The following is a 16228-nucleotide window of genomic DNA, read 5'->3' as shown; positions in this document are numbered from 1 at the left end:
TCACACTGTTGACAAGGGTTTTAGCTTTCTTCTAGATACATCTGTAATACAGATTGTAACTTAGCTCTAGCTCTAGCGATCCGAGATTTAACAGTTCCTAAAGAAACACCCGTAATTTCCGCTATTTCTTCGTATGCCATGCCATCAATTTCTCGTAAGACAATTGTGGTACGAAATGCTTCGGGAAGCTCGGCGATCGCTACGTGTAGTTGTTCATAAAATTCACGAGTCGTTAAATGTTCGTCGGGGTTTGGATATTCTGAAATAATATCCCAGTCTATTTCCCCATCTTCAACACGACGCGGGGCATCTAGCGACATTGGATGATTCACCCGCTTCCGTTTGCGGAGTTCGTCATAAAACAAATTAGTTGCAATGCGACTTAGCCAACCACGAAATTTTAAAGGTTCATTTAATCTTTGAATGTTGCGATAAACCCGAATCCAGACTTCTTGGGCTAAATCGGCGCGATCTTGCCAATCGGGAGCTAAATGATACAAAAGTTTATCAACGTGCGATTGATAGCGTCGTAATAGTTCTTCAAACGCCGAACGATTAGGCACTAATCCATCTTGACAGCGTAAAATTAGATCATAGTTCGAGAGTTTGTCAGGAGACACAGAAGTTTGAGATAGTTTGATCTCAACGGTTGACCATGATGCAGAAAGTGATTGACTCATGAGCTTACCCAAGGATTATATTACTCCTCACGACAGATAAAGATGCAATCCATTATAGAAGGGTTCCCAAAAAATCAAAAATAATTTATTGATTGGCTAGGTTCGGCTCATAGTCAGGTGCATAGCTTTTAAGAAGATTGTTCATTTGATGAAATATATCTTTTTTAGATTTTTGAATCAAATTCCGTTCGGGATTAATGAGGGGACGAGTTGAGAAACGAGCGATCGCTTCTTCTACTTGTTGAGCAATCAGTTCCTTAAGTTCTTCAAGAGCGCGTTGTCGTTGATAGTTTGCCCCTTCTTCTGTTGTAGCATAAAGTGGGGGTAATCGATTGAGGGCGTAAGCGGCAATATCTCCAACGTCAAGCACAATATTACTCGTGTTTTCAAGTTCTGTTACCTGTGTAGTGGCTTCACTGAGAACTAATTCTTCCATAACATTAATAAACTGTTTGCGGGGCATTGCGACAACTTCTCCCGTTAACAATGCACTCATCAAACGATCTAATGCCTTATACTCTTCTAAAGAAAGTTCAGCTACACTATCGCAGATCCGTCCAATTTCCGATTCCATGACTGGAGTAAGATAGCCTTCTTTGACAGCTTGCTCAACAATGTTTTGTATACTCATAGCTTGATCTAATACTCACTTATTTTCTGCTGCGAAGCTATTTGAAGGATTGCCCAAGCAATTGAAGTAAAATCATTTTTAAGCTTTCGGTTTTAGATAAACGATCGCTTGTTGCCAGATTAAAGTTGTATTTTCATATTGATCGACTAGACAGACACAATTTTGATCTTGCCAAATCAGACGACCGACCATTAGATCATCTGTACTTAACTTGATTTCAACTTCTTTTTTATCTTTGACATATTCTTGAAGTCGGCGAATACTCGTCAGTCCAGTGTCAAATTCAAACATAGTAAAATTTTAGATTAGGTTTCATGATCAATTATCAATGACTTTATTCAATTGGTCATCACCGAATCATAATTATTTACTACAGCCAGTAATACTAACAATGACAATTCAGTTTACTAAATATCAAGGACTCGGTAACGATTTTATTTTGATTGATAATCGCCAATCTTCAGAACCGATTATTTCGCCTGAGATAGCGGTACAAATGTGCGATCGTAATTTTGGCATTGGTGCCGATGGGGTGATCTTCGCTTTACCTGGACAAGATGAAAGCGATTACACGATGAGAATTTATAACTCTGATGGCTCAGAACCTGAAATGTGCGGTAATGGGATTCGCTGTTTAGCCCAGTTTCTCTGTGATCTAGAAGGTAATGCAACAATTGGCAAAACCTATCGCATTAACACCCTAGCAGGCATTATATCCCCTTGTATCGAAGCCGATGAACAAGTCACAGTAGATATGGGATATCCTCAACTCCTTGCCCACGAAATTCCAACGACGTTAGTAGATGCAGTCAGCAAAGTGATCAATGAACCTTTAGAAATTGATCAAACCACTTGGTTAGTCACCTGTGTCAGTATGGGTAATCCTCACTGTATCACCTTTGTCGATGATGCTTCTGCCATTCCTTTAGCCACTCTTGGCCCTAAATTCGAGCATCATACCGTTTTTCCCCAACGCACCAATACAGAATTTATTGAAGTCATTCGCCCCGACTATCTAAAGATGAGAGTTTGGGAAAGAGGGGCGGGTGCAACCTTAGCGTGTGGTACTGGTGCCTGTGCTTCTGTTGTCGCTGGTGTAATAACGCACAAAAGCGATCGAAACTGTACTGTAGAATTACCTGGAGGATGTCTAAAAATTCATTGGTCTGATACAGATCACAGAGTCTATATGACAGGGCCTGCTAAAAAAGTTTTTACGGGCAGCTATCGGTAAACGAACGTAAATGGTTTGCTAGTCATTGGTCTAGCCATTTATGACCAATGGCTAACTCTCGGCTCACTCTTCTAAATTATGCGTAAACCGCAAACGACCTATTCTATTAATCGATGATTCGAGCCTTTTCGTTACCAAAAGCACAAAATTTATCGTTATAAAACAAATTAAATAGTTATATGAAGTATATGTATCGAACTATGTAATTGAGTAAAGTTTGTTTCTAGAACGAATTTCTTATAAAAATTGCAATTTCATTAACTCAACCAAGACTACCCAGGATTAATGGAGGACACACCAAAGTGGTACAAGCACCCCAAAAAGAAGACACAACTCAAAATAAGTTTGAGAAATTCAAATCGGAAAAAGATGGACTCGCCGTTAGAGAAGAATTAGACTATTTTGCGAATATCGGCTGGGAAGCGATGGACAAAACCGACTTAGAACATCGTTTAAAGTGGGTTGGCATTTTCTATCGTCCCGTGACACCAGGGAAATTTATGATGCGCCTTCGTCTTCCCAATGGCATCCTAACCAGTGAACAAATGCAGACACTGGGCGAAGTGGTTCAACGTTATGGAGATGATGGCAACGCGGATATCACCACCCGACAAAACTTACAATTACGCGGAGTACGCATCGAAGATGTTCCCGATATTTTCCGTCGTCTCAGGGCAGTTGGGTTAACTTCTGTACAGTCGGGAATGGATAATGTACGCAATATTACTGGTTCCCCAGTTGCGGGACTCGATGGCGATGAATTGATTGATACCCGCTACTTGGTGCAAAAAACCCAAGATATGATCACAAATTCGGGTGAAGGAAATCTTGAATTTACGAACTTACCGCGTAAATTTAATATTGCGATCGAAGGGGGACGCGATAACTCAGTTCATGCCGAAATCAATGATATTGCCTATGTTCCAGCCTATAAAGACGGTGAACTCGGTTTTAATGTCTTAGTCGGTGGCTTTTTCTCCGCTAAACGCTGTGAGGCTGCCATTCCGCTTAATGCTTGGGTTAGTGCTAATGATGATGTAGTGGATCTGAGTCGGGCAATTTTAGAAGTTTATCGAGATCATGGTTTACGTTCCAATCGTCAAAAATCTCGTCTCATGTGGTTAATTGATGAATGGGGTCTAGAAAAGTTTCGTGATGCGGTTGAAACTCATTATGGTCGTCCTTTAGCTACGGCTGCTCCTAAAGACGAAATTGACTGGGAAAAACGCGATCATATTGGTGTCTCTAAACAAAAGCAAGCGAGTTTAAACTTGGTAGGGCTTCATATTCCCATCGGTCGGTTGTATGCTCAAGATATGTTTGATCTAGCCCGTATCGCCGAAGTTTACGGAACTGGCGAAATTCGTCTGACTGTCGAGCAAAATGTCATTATTCCCAATATTCCAGATGAGAATTTAGAAGCATTCCTGAGTGAACCGCTTCTCGAAAAATTTACTACTCATCCCGAACCTTTAGCACGGGCGTTAGTGTCTTGTACTGGGGCGCAATTCTGTAACTTTGCACTCATTGAAACCAAAAATCGAGCTTTAAATCTAATTCGAGATTTAGATCAAGAATTAGAAATGACGCAAAATGTTCGCATTCATTGGACAGGTTGCCCTAATTCCTGTGGACAGCCCCAAGTGGCAGATATTGGACTAATGGGGACAAAAGTTCGCAAAGATGGTAAAACCGTTGAAGGTGTGGATCTATATATGGGCGGAAAAGTCGGTAAAGATGCTCATTTAGGAACTTGTGTGCAAAAAGGCATTGCTTGTGATGATCTGATTCCATTCTTAAAACAGATTCTAGTCGAACAGTTTGGCGCAAAACTGAAATCGTAATGATTTAACTAAAATATTTAGTAAATGGGGGTGAGTTTTAGATTCACCCCTATTGTTTTCACTTTGAGGGTCGTCACATCTTTACAAGATTAAGATATTAAGCGTGACTAACCGTTATAACTCCATTTGTAGATTCTTCCTTGAATAATATCGGCATAATATAGACTAGAATCTGGGCCACTCGCGATTTGAACAATACCATATAACCCAGTTGCAAATTGTTGTACAGATTGGATTCCGCCTGCCGCATTAAGGGTTGCTGCACTAACTATACCGTTATTTATATCAGAGAAGAATAAAGCTCCTTGATAGATTGATGGGAAGGTAGTTCCTCGATAAAAATCTCCCATGATGATCGCACTGACGCTACTACTATGTTGAAGTGCATAAAGTGGTGCAGTAACCGTATTACCACTGTTATAAAATGCTTGTGCTTCAGGTAGCGTAGCATAACTATTTTGCTGAAGACTTGTGCCGTTGCCACCTTCATAATACGGCCAACCAAAGTTAGCTCCCCGTCCTATGTTGATTTCTTCCCAATTATACCAACCAACATCACCAATATAGATTTGCTGTGTCGTTGGATGGAAAGTAAAACGGAACGGGTTGCGGAGTCCATAGTCATAGACTTTTGAGCGGTTGCTATTGGGGTCACCATCGTAAAAGGGATTATCTGCTAAACCTTGCCCCGTAAGCGGATCAATTCGTATAATCTTACCTGACAGGTTATCAATATCTTGAACCCGAACGGCTCGCGGATCGACTCTGCCATAAGACACACCGTCAGCATTACTAACATATAAAGAACCATCAGGAGCAAACCGAACCATTCCATTCGAGTGACCTTGACTATCTGTGGCAAGATAATCTCGAATATTGACACCAGTACTCGTAATCCCCGAAGGCGGAATCGAAATATCACTAGTACTATCTAAATCGGGTCGGCTGGTATTAGCCCAAGTGCTATTTGCTCCTAATAAAACCACTTCACTATTAGCCAACGCAGTTGTGTAATTTGTACTAGGGTCGGCTGTCACCCGTAGCAGACGGCTAGGACGATTTCCTATTTCATCGGGCCCTGCTAGGGTATTTGGATTATTGACATTATTAGTGTTATATACTTCTGGGGGATCATAGGTAAAGAGCAAATAAATATAAGGTTTACCCGAATAAAACTCAGGATGGACGGCGATACTGAGTAGTCCTCGATCTCTGACACAATTTACTTGTCTTGAGATATCAATAAAGGGTGCGGCTCGTAATGCGCCATTCTCGAAAATTTTGACAAGTCCATTTTTCTGAGCAATGTACATCCGACTGCTATTCGGTGTCCAAGCAAAAGATGTTGGTTGATTCAAGCCAGATACGATCGCCTCTCGAGTGAACTCTTGATCATCATCAGCAACATCGATAATAATATTTTCCTGCGTTCCTAACTCAGCATTAACAGGAGACATGAGCGATACATTAAAACTTCTATTGGGTGCATTGGTGCTGATATTGTTATTAATGAGTGGAACAGTAATGGTTTTTACAATTTCCCCAGGTGCAAAAATGAGAGTTCCAGTCGTATGCTGATACTCAACTCCTTTTTTAGCTGTACCATCATTGGTAGTATAGTTAACCAAGACTCGTGAAGTACTTGGTTGACCATTGAGAATAACATTAAGTGTAGCCTGACCAGCCTCTTCTCGAGTCGAAAGAGTCGGTTGTTCAAAAAATACTTGACGAGTAGAGCGATCATTATCGACGACTGTAATCAAGGTAGTTCGTTTTGTACCTAATGTCGCGCCGATGGCTGTATCAATGGCAACATTAAATGTCTCAGCATTTTCAGGTCGCGTATCATCGACTAGATTAATGGTAAGCATTTTACTGGTTTCACCATCAGCAAAATTAATCACACCTTTACTGGCTATATAGTCTTCACCTGCATTCGCTGTGTTACTAGCAGTGGTATAGTTAACCGATGCAGGCCCGCTACTGCCACCCGTGCGAACAAAGGTTACATTCACTGTCCGACTTCCTTCACTGACAATAAGCGGATTTCCTGCTAAAGCGATCGCACCTGCACTATTGGATTGAGTTTGATTAAATTCCCAATTATCGATCATTTGAGCATTAAAGTTTCCTCCTGTCCCTGCACTAAAGCCAGCATAAGCTTTATTACCCACAACCGCACTTAAATCGATTGAGTGGGTGATTAATGCTGTAGTCGGTTTAGTGGTGCTTCCTGAGACGAAAACTTTGAGTTGATTGGTTTGTCCATCATAATCAATCCAGGCATTAATCGGATTACCACTATTAAGATCAAAAGACGGACTAGCCTGTGCTAAAGCTGTTATAACATTTCCATCTCGCAACACAGCCACATGATTTCCATTGGTATCCCAAGAACTCTTATAAGTATCAAAATCAATAGCTAGACTTTGAGGAATTAAAGAAGGGGACGAAGGATAGTGACCATAACCGACAAAACCGCCATGTTTGCCTAATGCTTTAACATTATTTGGACTGTTTTGCAACATGAATACAAAACCATCTGCACCATTTGTGCCTTGACCGCCTTGAAGTTTAAATTGAAAATGGGTTTGGAAAGAGGTATTGTCATCAATTGTTATGGCATTGTTGTAAAAAGCACTACCTACTTGAGTTGCAGCAGCAGGGGTTAGTTGTAAAGAATTTCCCACTTTTGCCGCAGTACCATTTAGAGTTAGTCCATTTATACTAGAAAAAGTATTATAGTTAAAGGCTAAATCTAAGACAGAATCATAAGTCTCAATTGCTTCAAACTCAAAGGGATTTGATGCTTCTATCTGACCTGTTGTCACTTCTAGATCCCAGTCTCCACCTAGAGTAGCACTTCCCGTTAAGTCATTAGAGGCAGCTAAATCTGCATCGGTTAACTGAGCAATTCTTTGCAGCAATTGTGTTCCTGCTTCAGAACTGGCTATATTGCATCCATAAAAAAGAATATCACCATCAGGAGTTAAAGACTTTGACCAGTTATGAAGCTCATTAGTATAAGAGCCTAAAGTATTGCTGTTGAGTATAGTTGAGCCTAACTGCACACTACCCGCTTGACCATGAGAAATCAAATGGATATCTGTTACATTACATTTATTAGCTAATGCTTCGGTAATCTGCTCAATTCCATCACGAGATGAGTCAAGTAAGATGACATTAGATGCTTTAACTTTTGAGATTAAACTTTGATAATCTGCAATGGTAGGATCGATAAAAACTAAACTGTTTAATAAGGCTTCTTCGGTTGCATGATTTTCTAGTATGGTCATTGTTAAATTTCCTTAAAACCAAGATAATTTTACACAACAAAATACATCTATATCGATTTTCTAAGTTCGATACAGCTTTGATAGACAACAGAAAAAATAATTAATGATAATTCGGAAAATTAAAGCTCAATTGAGTCAGAAAAAAAATATATCAACCCTAAATAGCGTAATTTATCTCGATGATTCAAAAACTAATTTCATCAGCTTTTCTTCTTAAAAAAAATTCTACGAAGTTAGTTGAATTAGAAAAATTACTACTTTGTGCTTGAGCCAAATTGGTGTCTGAGTATCAATTGAGCTTTAAAAGTGGATCATCTAAACTTTAGTCAATAAGATTATGTCTAAAACAATGACTAAAAGAAATAAACGAACGGCTTTATAGTAATTTCTTAACAAAATCAGCAAAATAGATAATTTATTGCTGTTTTAGCAGAAATATTACAAAAAGTTACTCGCTAAAAATATTAGACAAAGTTATGACAAATTAATTAAACATCTAGGAAATTTTAGAACCTTTGCATTAATCATCAATCTTCCATTTAAAAAGCTTAATGCAATGATTTAATTTCCTAAAACTGATTAAGTTCACTCTGTGGTGTCTGCTCTTACAGTTTTCAACAGCGTGGCTACTAAAAAAGCCTTGAAATGGCACTTTGCATTATTCAAGTTCACTCTAAAGGTGGCTTCTCAAACAACCTGTAACGTTGCTATTGACTTTAAATCTATGTTTAGTAATTGACTGATTTAGCTTTTAAATACTAAGTTGTCCTCTTTCAAAAGATAGAATTTTTTAATTTGTAAATCTGTATTAAAATATACAGAAAAAATGAGAAATATCGTGCGAGTAATCTGGTTATATAATGGATACTATGAACTCATCTATTCTCTTAAAACAACTTCCCGCACAAATTATTACACCTGAAAGCTTTCAACTCTACGGGCAAGTGATCACCGCATCAGTCGATGGCAAAACCTATGATCAAACTGATGCCCAATTAAATCTAAAAAATGGTGTTCCTCGTTTTTATATCATGCGCCTAGAAAACAGAGGACGCAAATTTCATACCATTACCCGTCATAATCAATGTACCCAGTGTTTAGGCTCTCTAGAGGGTAAAGAATGGTTAATTGCAGTTGCCCCACCCAATGAAGCATCAGAACCTGATTTAGAGAAAATGATGGCGTTTCGGATTCCAGGTAGCTGTTTTATTAAGCTAGATGTTGGAACTTGGCACGCGGGGCCTTATTTTGATCATACTGTAGTTGATTTTTATAATTTAGAGTTAAGTGATACTAATGCGGTTGATCATTTTACTCATAATTTTCGCACTCGTCAGCATCTTGAATTTGAAATTCTGTAAGGGTTTGGATATCAAACCCCTACAACACATTAAATTAAACTTTTAACATCGCTTGAGATTGAAAATATTCAGGAACTTCAATAGGAAGGGGTTTTGCTTTCCAAATATCATTACAATAATCTTGGATAGAACGATCGCTAGAAAACTTACCCATCCGCGCAACATTGAGAATAGACATCCGTCCCCAATGATCTTGATCTCGATAAGCGCATCCAACAGCATCCTGAGTATCGATATAAGAACGATAGTCAGCCAATAGCATATAGGGATCGCCGTAGAGCAAATTATCAACGATCGGACGGAATAATTCAGCATCACCGTGTGAGAAAAAGCCTGTACTAATTAGATCAAGCACTGCTTTTAACTCTTCATCGCTATTGTAATAATCTCTGGGTACATAACCCTGTGCTTTAGCCGCATAAACTTCTTCAGTTGTCAAGCCAAACAGGAAGAAATTTTCAGCCCCTACCGCTTCACGAATTTCGACGTTAGCACCATCAAGAGTACCAATTGTTAATGCGCCATTAAGAGAAAATTTCATATTTCCTGTTCCAGACGCTTCTTTCCCTGCGGTGGAAATTTGTTCGGAAATATCGGCAGCAGGGTAAACCCGTTGACCAAAGGTTACATTATAGTCAGGGAGAAAAATTACTTTGATGCGATCGCCGACTGCTGGATCATGATTGACGACATCAGCAACCGAATTAATTAATTTAATAATTAACTTCGCCATAAAGTAACCTGGTGCCGCTTTGCCTCCAAAAATAAAAGTACGCGGAGTTAGATCTAAATTCGGATTATTTTTGATCCGATGATAGAGAGTAACAATATTCAAAACATTCAAGTGTTGCCGTTTGTATTCATGAATGCGTTTGACTTGAACATCAAAAAGACTATCAGGGTTAACAATGATGTCTAATTTTGAGTGAATATACGATGTTAAATCCTGCTTAACTTCTTTTTTAATTTGTTGCCAATAGTGTCGAAATCCTCCATCTTCTGCATAACCTTCAAGTTGTTTGAGATGATCAAGATTTTTGATCCAACTGTCGCCAATTTTTTCGCAGATAGCAAAGGACATTCGAGGATTACTTAACACCATCCAGCGACGCGGTGTAACTCCATTCGTTTTATTGCTGAATTTTTCGGGATAAAGTTCGTAAAAGTCCTGTAACACATCAGATTTGAGTAGTTCTGTATGTAATGCTGCTACTCCATTAATGGCAAACGATCCCACACAAGCAAGATGCGCCATCCGTACATATTTATTACCACTTTCATCAATAATCGATAATTTGGTTAATTTATCAACATCCCCTGGATAATGAATACGGACTTCATCTAGGAATCGTTCATTAATCGCGTAGATAATTTCTAGGTGACGGGGTAACATTCGGCCAAAAATACTTAGAGGCCATTTTTCTAGAGCTTCAGGTAATAGAGTATGGTTGGTATAAGCAAAGGTATTTTTGGTAATATTCCACGCTTTATCCCAATCATAGTTATTTTCGTCGATCAAGAGGCGCATTAATTCAGCAACACCGATCGCAGGGTGTGTATCATTAAGTTGAACCGACCACATTTCGTAGAAGTTGTCTAGACTCACATTTTTGTTTAAGTGAATCCGAATCATGTCCTGTAGAGAACAAGAAACAAAGAAAAATTGCTGTTCTAGACGTAACTCTTTACCTTGAATTTGTTCATCATTAGGATAGAGAACTTTAGTAATCGTCTCACTAGAAACTTTATCACGGACAGCACCATAGTAGTCACCGACGTTGAAGCGTTCAAAATTAAAAGATTCAGATGCCTCCGCTTTCCACAGACGTAGCGTATTCGCAGTATTCACTCTATAGCCTAAAATCGGAGTGTCATAGGGAATTCCATTCACCGTATAACCAGGAACCCAACGGACGCGATAAACATGATCTTGATCGTAATAAGATTCGGTATGACCTCCAAATTTAACGAGTTTAGCAAATTCAGGGCGAGCAATTTCCCAGGGATTGCCATATTGTAGCCATTTATCGGTGATTTCGACTTGCCATCCGTCTTTGATTTCTTGGTCAAAAATCCCAAACTCATAACGAATTCCATACCCAATAGCTGGAATTTCGAGAGTTGATAAAGAATCCATATAACAAGCAGCTAAACGTCCTAAACCCCCGTTTCCGAGTCCTGGTTCTTCTTCTTGATCTACCAGTTCTTGAAAATTTAATCCTGATTCTTCGATCGCTTTTTTGAATGGATCGTAAATATTTAAACTAATTAGATTATTGACTAAATGCGGCCCTAGAAGGAACTCTGCGGAAAGATAACTAACGGTTTTTACTGGAGATTTTCGGTAGGTAAGTTGAGTACTTAACCAGCGTTTGAGCAAGCGATCGCGTACAGTATAAGCTAACGCCATGTATAGATCGTTTTTGGTGGCGGTTTCTGGGGTTTTACCCAAAACATAATAGAGATTATCTAACAATGCACGTCTAATCGTTTCAATACTTAGCCCTGTGCGATCGTCTTCTACTATGATGGGACATTGATCAAGGGGGATGGTAATCGGTGGATTCATAACTACTCTAAATAATTTAGATTCTGCCAATAGTCTAAGATCACAAGTTTATATTAACCATCAAGAAAAGATTAAAATTTCACTTTTGTTAAAAGATGGTTGACCCAATATTAATAACTGATTAAGCAAATCTTTCTGTATCTAATTTGACATATATAGTTGAATGCACAAACTCATGAGTTTTTAAGAGTTATTAAACTCTCTTCTCATCAATTTCAACTAATAAACTACATAATGACCCATTTAAACTTTTCAAAGCTTTGAGAAGACAACTGAAAAGAAAAAAATACTAAATAATAAAGCTACATTTAAAAATTTATAAACGGTAAAAGATAAATGAATTGATAGTTAAAAGCCTCTTTTCATCTATCTTTTAGCTTTAACGATTACGGCTGATTTTCAATAGCCTCCGCTTCATCAGGCGTGGAAACAGACGTAAAAAGTACGCTCTTGACTGCACTAATTGCTTCTTTTAAGAACAGAGGCGGGAAGACAGCATCACGAGACAGCACTTCGATCTGTTGCTTCAGCTTAGATACAATATCTGGTTTTTTATCAGCGAGGTTGGTCTTCTCCGAAGGATCATGCGCTAAGTTGAAGAGTTCAACACGAGGTGGTAGCGTTACTTGCCAGACAAGTTTCCAATCTCCCTGACGGAGAGCAGCACGAAAAGGCTCGACATTATAAACAATTTCATTGCGCTTAGAGGTCTTTCCTCCGCTAAGGGCAGGCCAGATGTTTAATCCGTCGAGCGGTTTACTCTTTTCAGACGACGCGCCAGCAAGGCCGATAAAAGTTGGGTACATATCTACTATATGGCTCGGCTGGTCGATTACTGAACCTGGCTGGATGTGTCCCTGCCAGTTCGCAAGAGCAACGACCCGATTACCACCCTCGTATAGTGAAGCCTTCCCATCGCGGAAGGGGCCGTTATCGGCAGGAATCGTGCCTCCAGAAGTATCGACCTCGCCCGTCACCTTGGCAGAGCGAGGCCCGCCATTGTCGCTTTGGAAGAAGATGAAGGTATTGTTACGCATCCCACGCTTATCTAGCGCAGCCAGCACCTGACCAATCTGGTCATCCATTGCTGTAATCATGGCAGCGTAAGCGCGACGGTTCGGATCGCTTATAGTTTGATACTGGTCGAGATACTCTGGCGGTGCTTGATAGGGAGCATGGGGTGCGGTAAATGCCAGATAAAGAAAAAGTGGAGTTTTTGGCTCATGCTCTTCAATCAGCTTCACTGCTTCTTGACCGAGCAATGTAGTTACATAGCCTTCTTCGTTAACTAACTCGTTGTTGCGATACCAATCAATTTTTCCATGTGCCATGTGAGTGAAGTAGTCAATCTCGCCAAGGAGCGGGCCGTATTGGTAATCAAACCCCCGTTGTCGGGGCCAGTATTTGCGCTCTGCATGACCAAGGTGCCACTTACCTACGATCGCAGTCTTGTAGCCTACTTCTTTCAAGGCTTGGGGAAGCAGCCACTCATCGGTAGCAAGACCATACCGACCCGACGAGGGAATCACGGCTGTTTGTAGACCATAACGATAAGGGTATCTGCCAGTCATTAGTGCGGCTCTTGATGGTGTACACATAGAATGGGCATAATATTGTTCAAGTCGCGCCCCGCTCTGGGCAAGCCGATCAAGGTTTGGTGTTTTGATATCGGAGCCGTGAAACCCGACATCTTTCCAACCTTGGTCGTCCGACATTATGTATAAAATATGGGGACGGGAGGGTTGCTGTTGAGCTAAAACTAATGGCAACCTTTTAAAACAAATTAAAAAAAGTGCTACAAGGAGAACCATTAAAAGTACTACAGAATTCGTGCGAAATTTCATGTCTTATTCGTTTTTAATATCATCTATGTTCCTACTATAATCGAGTTAAGCAATAACAATTAAAAAAAATTTCAAACATCTAAATTGAAGTTTGAGCAGTATTAATTTAGTTATTAAATCTTTATAATCAAGCTTTTTTCTGTTTTGATTTTACGAGTACCACAAATTCTCAATCGTATCGGCTATTTTTAATAATTTAGAATAATTAGCCTGATTTCCTGTCGCTTTAACAGTTACGTGTCCTAATTTACGCCCTGGACGTGATTCTGTTTTACCATACCAATGTACATAAGCATTTGGAATAGAGGCGAGTGTCTTTCGTTTTTCGGCATAATCATGATGAGCTTCTTCATAACCTAACAAATTAACCATCACCGCCGCATCACAGTTTAAATTAGCCGTGCCTAAAGGTAAACCTGCGACTGAGCGTAACTGCATTTCAAATTGTGAGATCTTGCAAGCATCAAGGGTATAATGACCAGAATTATGAGTACGTGGCGCAATTTCATTCACTAAAATCGTCTCATCTGGGGTTAAAAATAATTCAATCCCAAACACTCCGACTGCTTGTAATTCATTCAACAGATGACGGGATAAGTCTTCTACCTGAGATTGAATTTTCAAAGAAACTTGTGCAGGAACAATAACACGATGACAAACTTGATTTTTTTGTTGGGTTTCGACAACAGGATAGACTACAACTTCTCCAGAATCGTTACGCGCAGCAATAACCGCTAATTCTTGTGTATAGGGGATAAATTCTTCGATCAGTAAAGGAACGGATTTAAGTTGATTGTAAGTGTTGATCAGTTCATCGGATGATTTAATGATAAATGTTCCTTGACCATCATAGCCATGACGACGAGCTTTGAGAACCAGAGGAAAAGTAAAATCTAATGGTTCTGTGGGATCAACTAATGCAGTAAAAAGGGGAACGGGTAAACCAATGGAGGCAAGATATTCTCTTTGATGATATTTATCTAAAAGGGGTTTTAAAGACTCTAGAGACGGGGCAAATCGTACACCTTGATTTTTGAGGTAAAAGAGTGCTTCTAAATCTACAAACTCATTTTCAAATGTAATCACATCACATTTTTGGGCAAGTCTACCTGTTGCTTGAGCATCCCCAACGGGGGCTAATATGACTTCAGTTGCCACGCCTACGGCTGGATCATCAGCATGAGGTGTTTGTACAATTAGTTCAAGATCTAATTGTTTTGCCGCACCTGCCATCATCCAAGCAAGTTGACCTCCGCCAATGACTCCAACCCGTTGTATCATTTTTATTTACATCCTAAAGATTCGCGTGTGGCTATACCTGTTTTAGAATTAATACCCGACGCATTTTTACAAAGCTGTGTTATTTGATCGCCATCAAGGACAGCATAACTAAAATCTGCCCCCGTAATTTCTGCACCTTTGAATATGGTGCGTAACATAATGGCTTCAGTAAAGACTGCATCACTGAGATTCGCTCCCTCAAAACTACTCAAATAGGCTAACCCATTGGTGAGATCGGCTCCTTGTAAGTTTACACCCATCATGGCTGATCCATTAAAAACAGCACCTCGTAGATCTGAATTACTCAGATTTGCGTTACTGAGATCGACATTAGTAAACTGTACCATTTGTAGGCTTTTTGCCGAAAAATCTTGACCACTCAAGTTTTGATTTTCATAGGAACCGATGGCACCTGTAACAGATGATGAACTTGCCGCCATCACAGGTAACGGCGCAAGGGAAAATAAAATGACTAAAATAATAGCGAGTCTGAATAAATATCTCATTAAAAACAATCTCTACATAATCAGCATTTCCGATTGTATCTTTAAACAGGGAATCGGGAACAGTCCTGATTTATAGTAATCTGAGAAATTAATTCAATTTAGTACATATCAAATGGATATCCCGCAACTGGTATTTAATGGTTTAGCGATCGGTTGTATTATTGCTTTAGCGGCGGTTGGGCTAACACTCACTTACGGAATTCTGCGTTTATCTAATTTTGCTCATGGTGATTTCATGACACTGGGAGCTTATCTAACGTGGTTAACGAATACTCATGGGGTTAATTTATGGTTATCGATGCTCGTTGGAATAGCAGGAACGATCGCGGCGATGTTACTCTGTGAAGAACTGCTCTGGAAACCGATGCGAAATAAACGAGCGAGTTCAACTTCTTTAATTATTTTATCGATTGGTTTAGCCTTATTTATTCGGAATGGGATTTTATTTATTTGGGGTGGTAGTAATCAACGCTATGATTTACCGATTGTACCTGCTGTTGAATTCGGAATGCTGAAAATTGCTTATGATCGCATTATTGTGATGATTTTGGCGATTATTGCGATGGTTGCGCTCCATTTTCTCTTACAAAAAACTAAAATCGGTAAAGCAATGCGAGCAGTCTCAGATAATACGGATTTAGCGAGAGTGACAGGAATTAATGTCGAGTGGGTCGTTTTTTGGACTTGGATTATTACAGGTGTTTTAGCAGCATTAGCAGGTGCAATGTTTGGTTTAATTACAGGTGGTGTACGTCCAAATATGGGCTGGTTTTTAATTTTACCGATTTTTGCGGCAGTAATTTTAGGCGGTATTGGTAATCCCTATGGTGCGATCGCAGGTGCTTTAGTGATTGGTATTGTTCAAGAATTAAGTGTCCCTTGGTTGGGTTCGGATTATAAATTAGGAGTTGCTTTATTAGTAATGATTTTTATTTTATTAGTTCGTCCTCAAGGATTATTTAGAGGCACGATGTAGACTCGA

At 39.5% G+C, this 16228-nt stretch carries 12 protein-coding genes; 4 read left to right on the top strand and 8 right to left on the bottom strand.

The window, feature by feature from the left end; genetic code table 11:
- Positions 1–20: 20 nt before the first annotated feature.
- The 3 genes from CFPU101_RS16075 to CFPU101_RS16065 form a co-directional block, all read right to left on the bottom strand.
- Complete coding sequence (locus tag CFPU101_RS16075; RefSeq protein WP_206816350.1) at positions 21–680, bottom strand: sigma-70 family RNA polymerase sigma factor; 660 nt, start codon at positions 678–680, stop codon at positions 21–23.
- Positions 681–765: 85 nt separating this feature from the next.
- On the bottom strand, positions 766–1311 hold the full coding sequence (locus CFPU101_RS16070) for a late competence development ComFB family protein (RefSeq protein ID WP_206816349.1): 546 nt from the start codon (positions 1309–1311) through the stop codon (positions 766–768).
- A 78-nt stretch (positions 1312–1389) separates the two neighbouring features.
- On the bottom strand, positions 1390–1602 hold the full coding sequence (locus tag CFPU101_RS16065) for an RNA-binding protein hfq (protein WP_206816348.1): 213 nt from the start codon (positions 1600–1602) through the stop codon (positions 1390–1392).
- Positions 1603–1702: 100 nt separating this feature from the next.
- On the opposite strand from CFPU101_RS16065, the gene dapF reads away from it, so the two are divergent.
- Together dapF and CFPU101_RS16055 are read left to right on the top strand one after the other, a co-directional pair.
- Positions 1703–2545: a diaminopimelate epimerase gene (gene dapF / locus CFPU101_RS16060; protein WP_206816373.1), complete on the top strand. Its 843-nt coding sequence runs from the start codon at positions 1703–1705 to the stop codon at positions 2543–2545.
- Positions 2546–2847: 302 nt separating this feature from the next.
- Positions 2848–4389, top strand: coding sequence for a ferredoxin--nitrite reductase (locus CFPU101_RS16055; RefSeq protein ID WP_206816347.1), 1542 nt, complete (start codon positions 2848–2850; stop codon positions 4387–4389).
- A 107-nt stretch (positions 4390–4496) separates the two neighbouring features.
- Here CFPU101_RS16055 and CFPU101_RS16050 read toward each other — a convergent pair whose 3' ends face one another.
- On the bottom strand, positions 4497–7685 hold the full coding sequence (locus CFPU101_RS16050) for a DUF4347 domain-containing protein (RefSeq protein ID WP_206816346.1): 3189 nt from the start codon (positions 7683–7685) through the stop codon (positions 4497–4499).
- An 869-nt stretch (positions 7686–8554) separates the two neighbouring features.
- On the opposite strand from CFPU101_RS16050, the gene CFPU101_RS16045 reads away from it, so the two are divergent.
- A complete protein-coding gene (locus CFPU101_RS16045; RefSeq protein WP_206816345.1) occupies positions 8555–9046 on the top strand; it encodes an ureidoglycolate lyase in 492 nt (163 codons plus the stop codon).
- Between the two features lie 34 nt (positions 9047–9080).
- Here the strand turns inward: CFPU101_RS16045 and CFPU101_RS16040 are convergent, their stop codons facing one another.
- The 4 genes from CFPU101_RS16040 to CFPU101_RS16025 all read right to left on the bottom strand — a co-directional run bounded on the left by CFPU101_RS16040 (position 9081) and on the right by CFPU101_RS16025 (position 15246).
- Positions 9081–11615, bottom strand: coding sequence for a glycogen/starch/alpha-glucan phosphorylase (locus CFPU101_RS16040; RefSeq protein WP_206816344.1), 2535 nt, complete (start codon positions 11613–11615; stop codon positions 9081–9083).
- 386 nt (positions 11616–12001) lie between these two features.
- Positions 12002–13459, bottom strand: coding sequence for an arylsulfatase (locus CFPU101_RS16035; RefSeq protein ID WP_206816343.1), 1458 nt, complete (start codon positions 13457–13459; stop codon positions 12002–12004).
- Between the two features lie 150 nt (positions 13460–13609).
- Positions 13610–14740, bottom strand: coding sequence for a 5-(carboxyamino)imidazole ribonucleotide synthase (locus tag CFPU101_RS16030; protein ID WP_206816342.1), 1131 nt, complete (start codon positions 14738–14740; stop codon positions 13610–13612).
- Positions 14741–14742: 2 nt separating this feature from the next.
- Positions 14743–15246 carry a pentapeptide repeat-containing protein gene (locus CFPU101_RS16025; RefSeq protein WP_206816341.1) on the bottom strand — a complete coding sequence of 168 codons (504 nt, stop codon included), beginning with the start codon at positions 15244–15246 and terminating at the stop codon, positions 14743–14745.
- Between the two features lie 112 nt (positions 15247–15358).
- Between CFPU101_RS16025 and CFPU101_RS16020 the strand changes: the two genes are divergently transcribed.
- Entirely contained in the window at positions 15359–16222 is an 864-nt protein-coding gene (locus tag CFPU101_RS16020; protein ID WP_206816340.1) for a branched-chain amino acid ABC transporter permease, read from the top strand.
- The last annotated feature ends 6 nt before the right edge of the window (positions 16223–16228 follow it).

The sequence above is a fragment of the Chroococcus sp. FPU101 genome, assembly GCF_017312365.1.
Lineage (GTDB): Bacteria > Cyanobacteriota > Cyanobacteriia > Cyanobacteriales > Microcystaceae > Chroococcus.
This window is presented reverse-complemented; position numbering and strand designations above follow the sequence as displayed.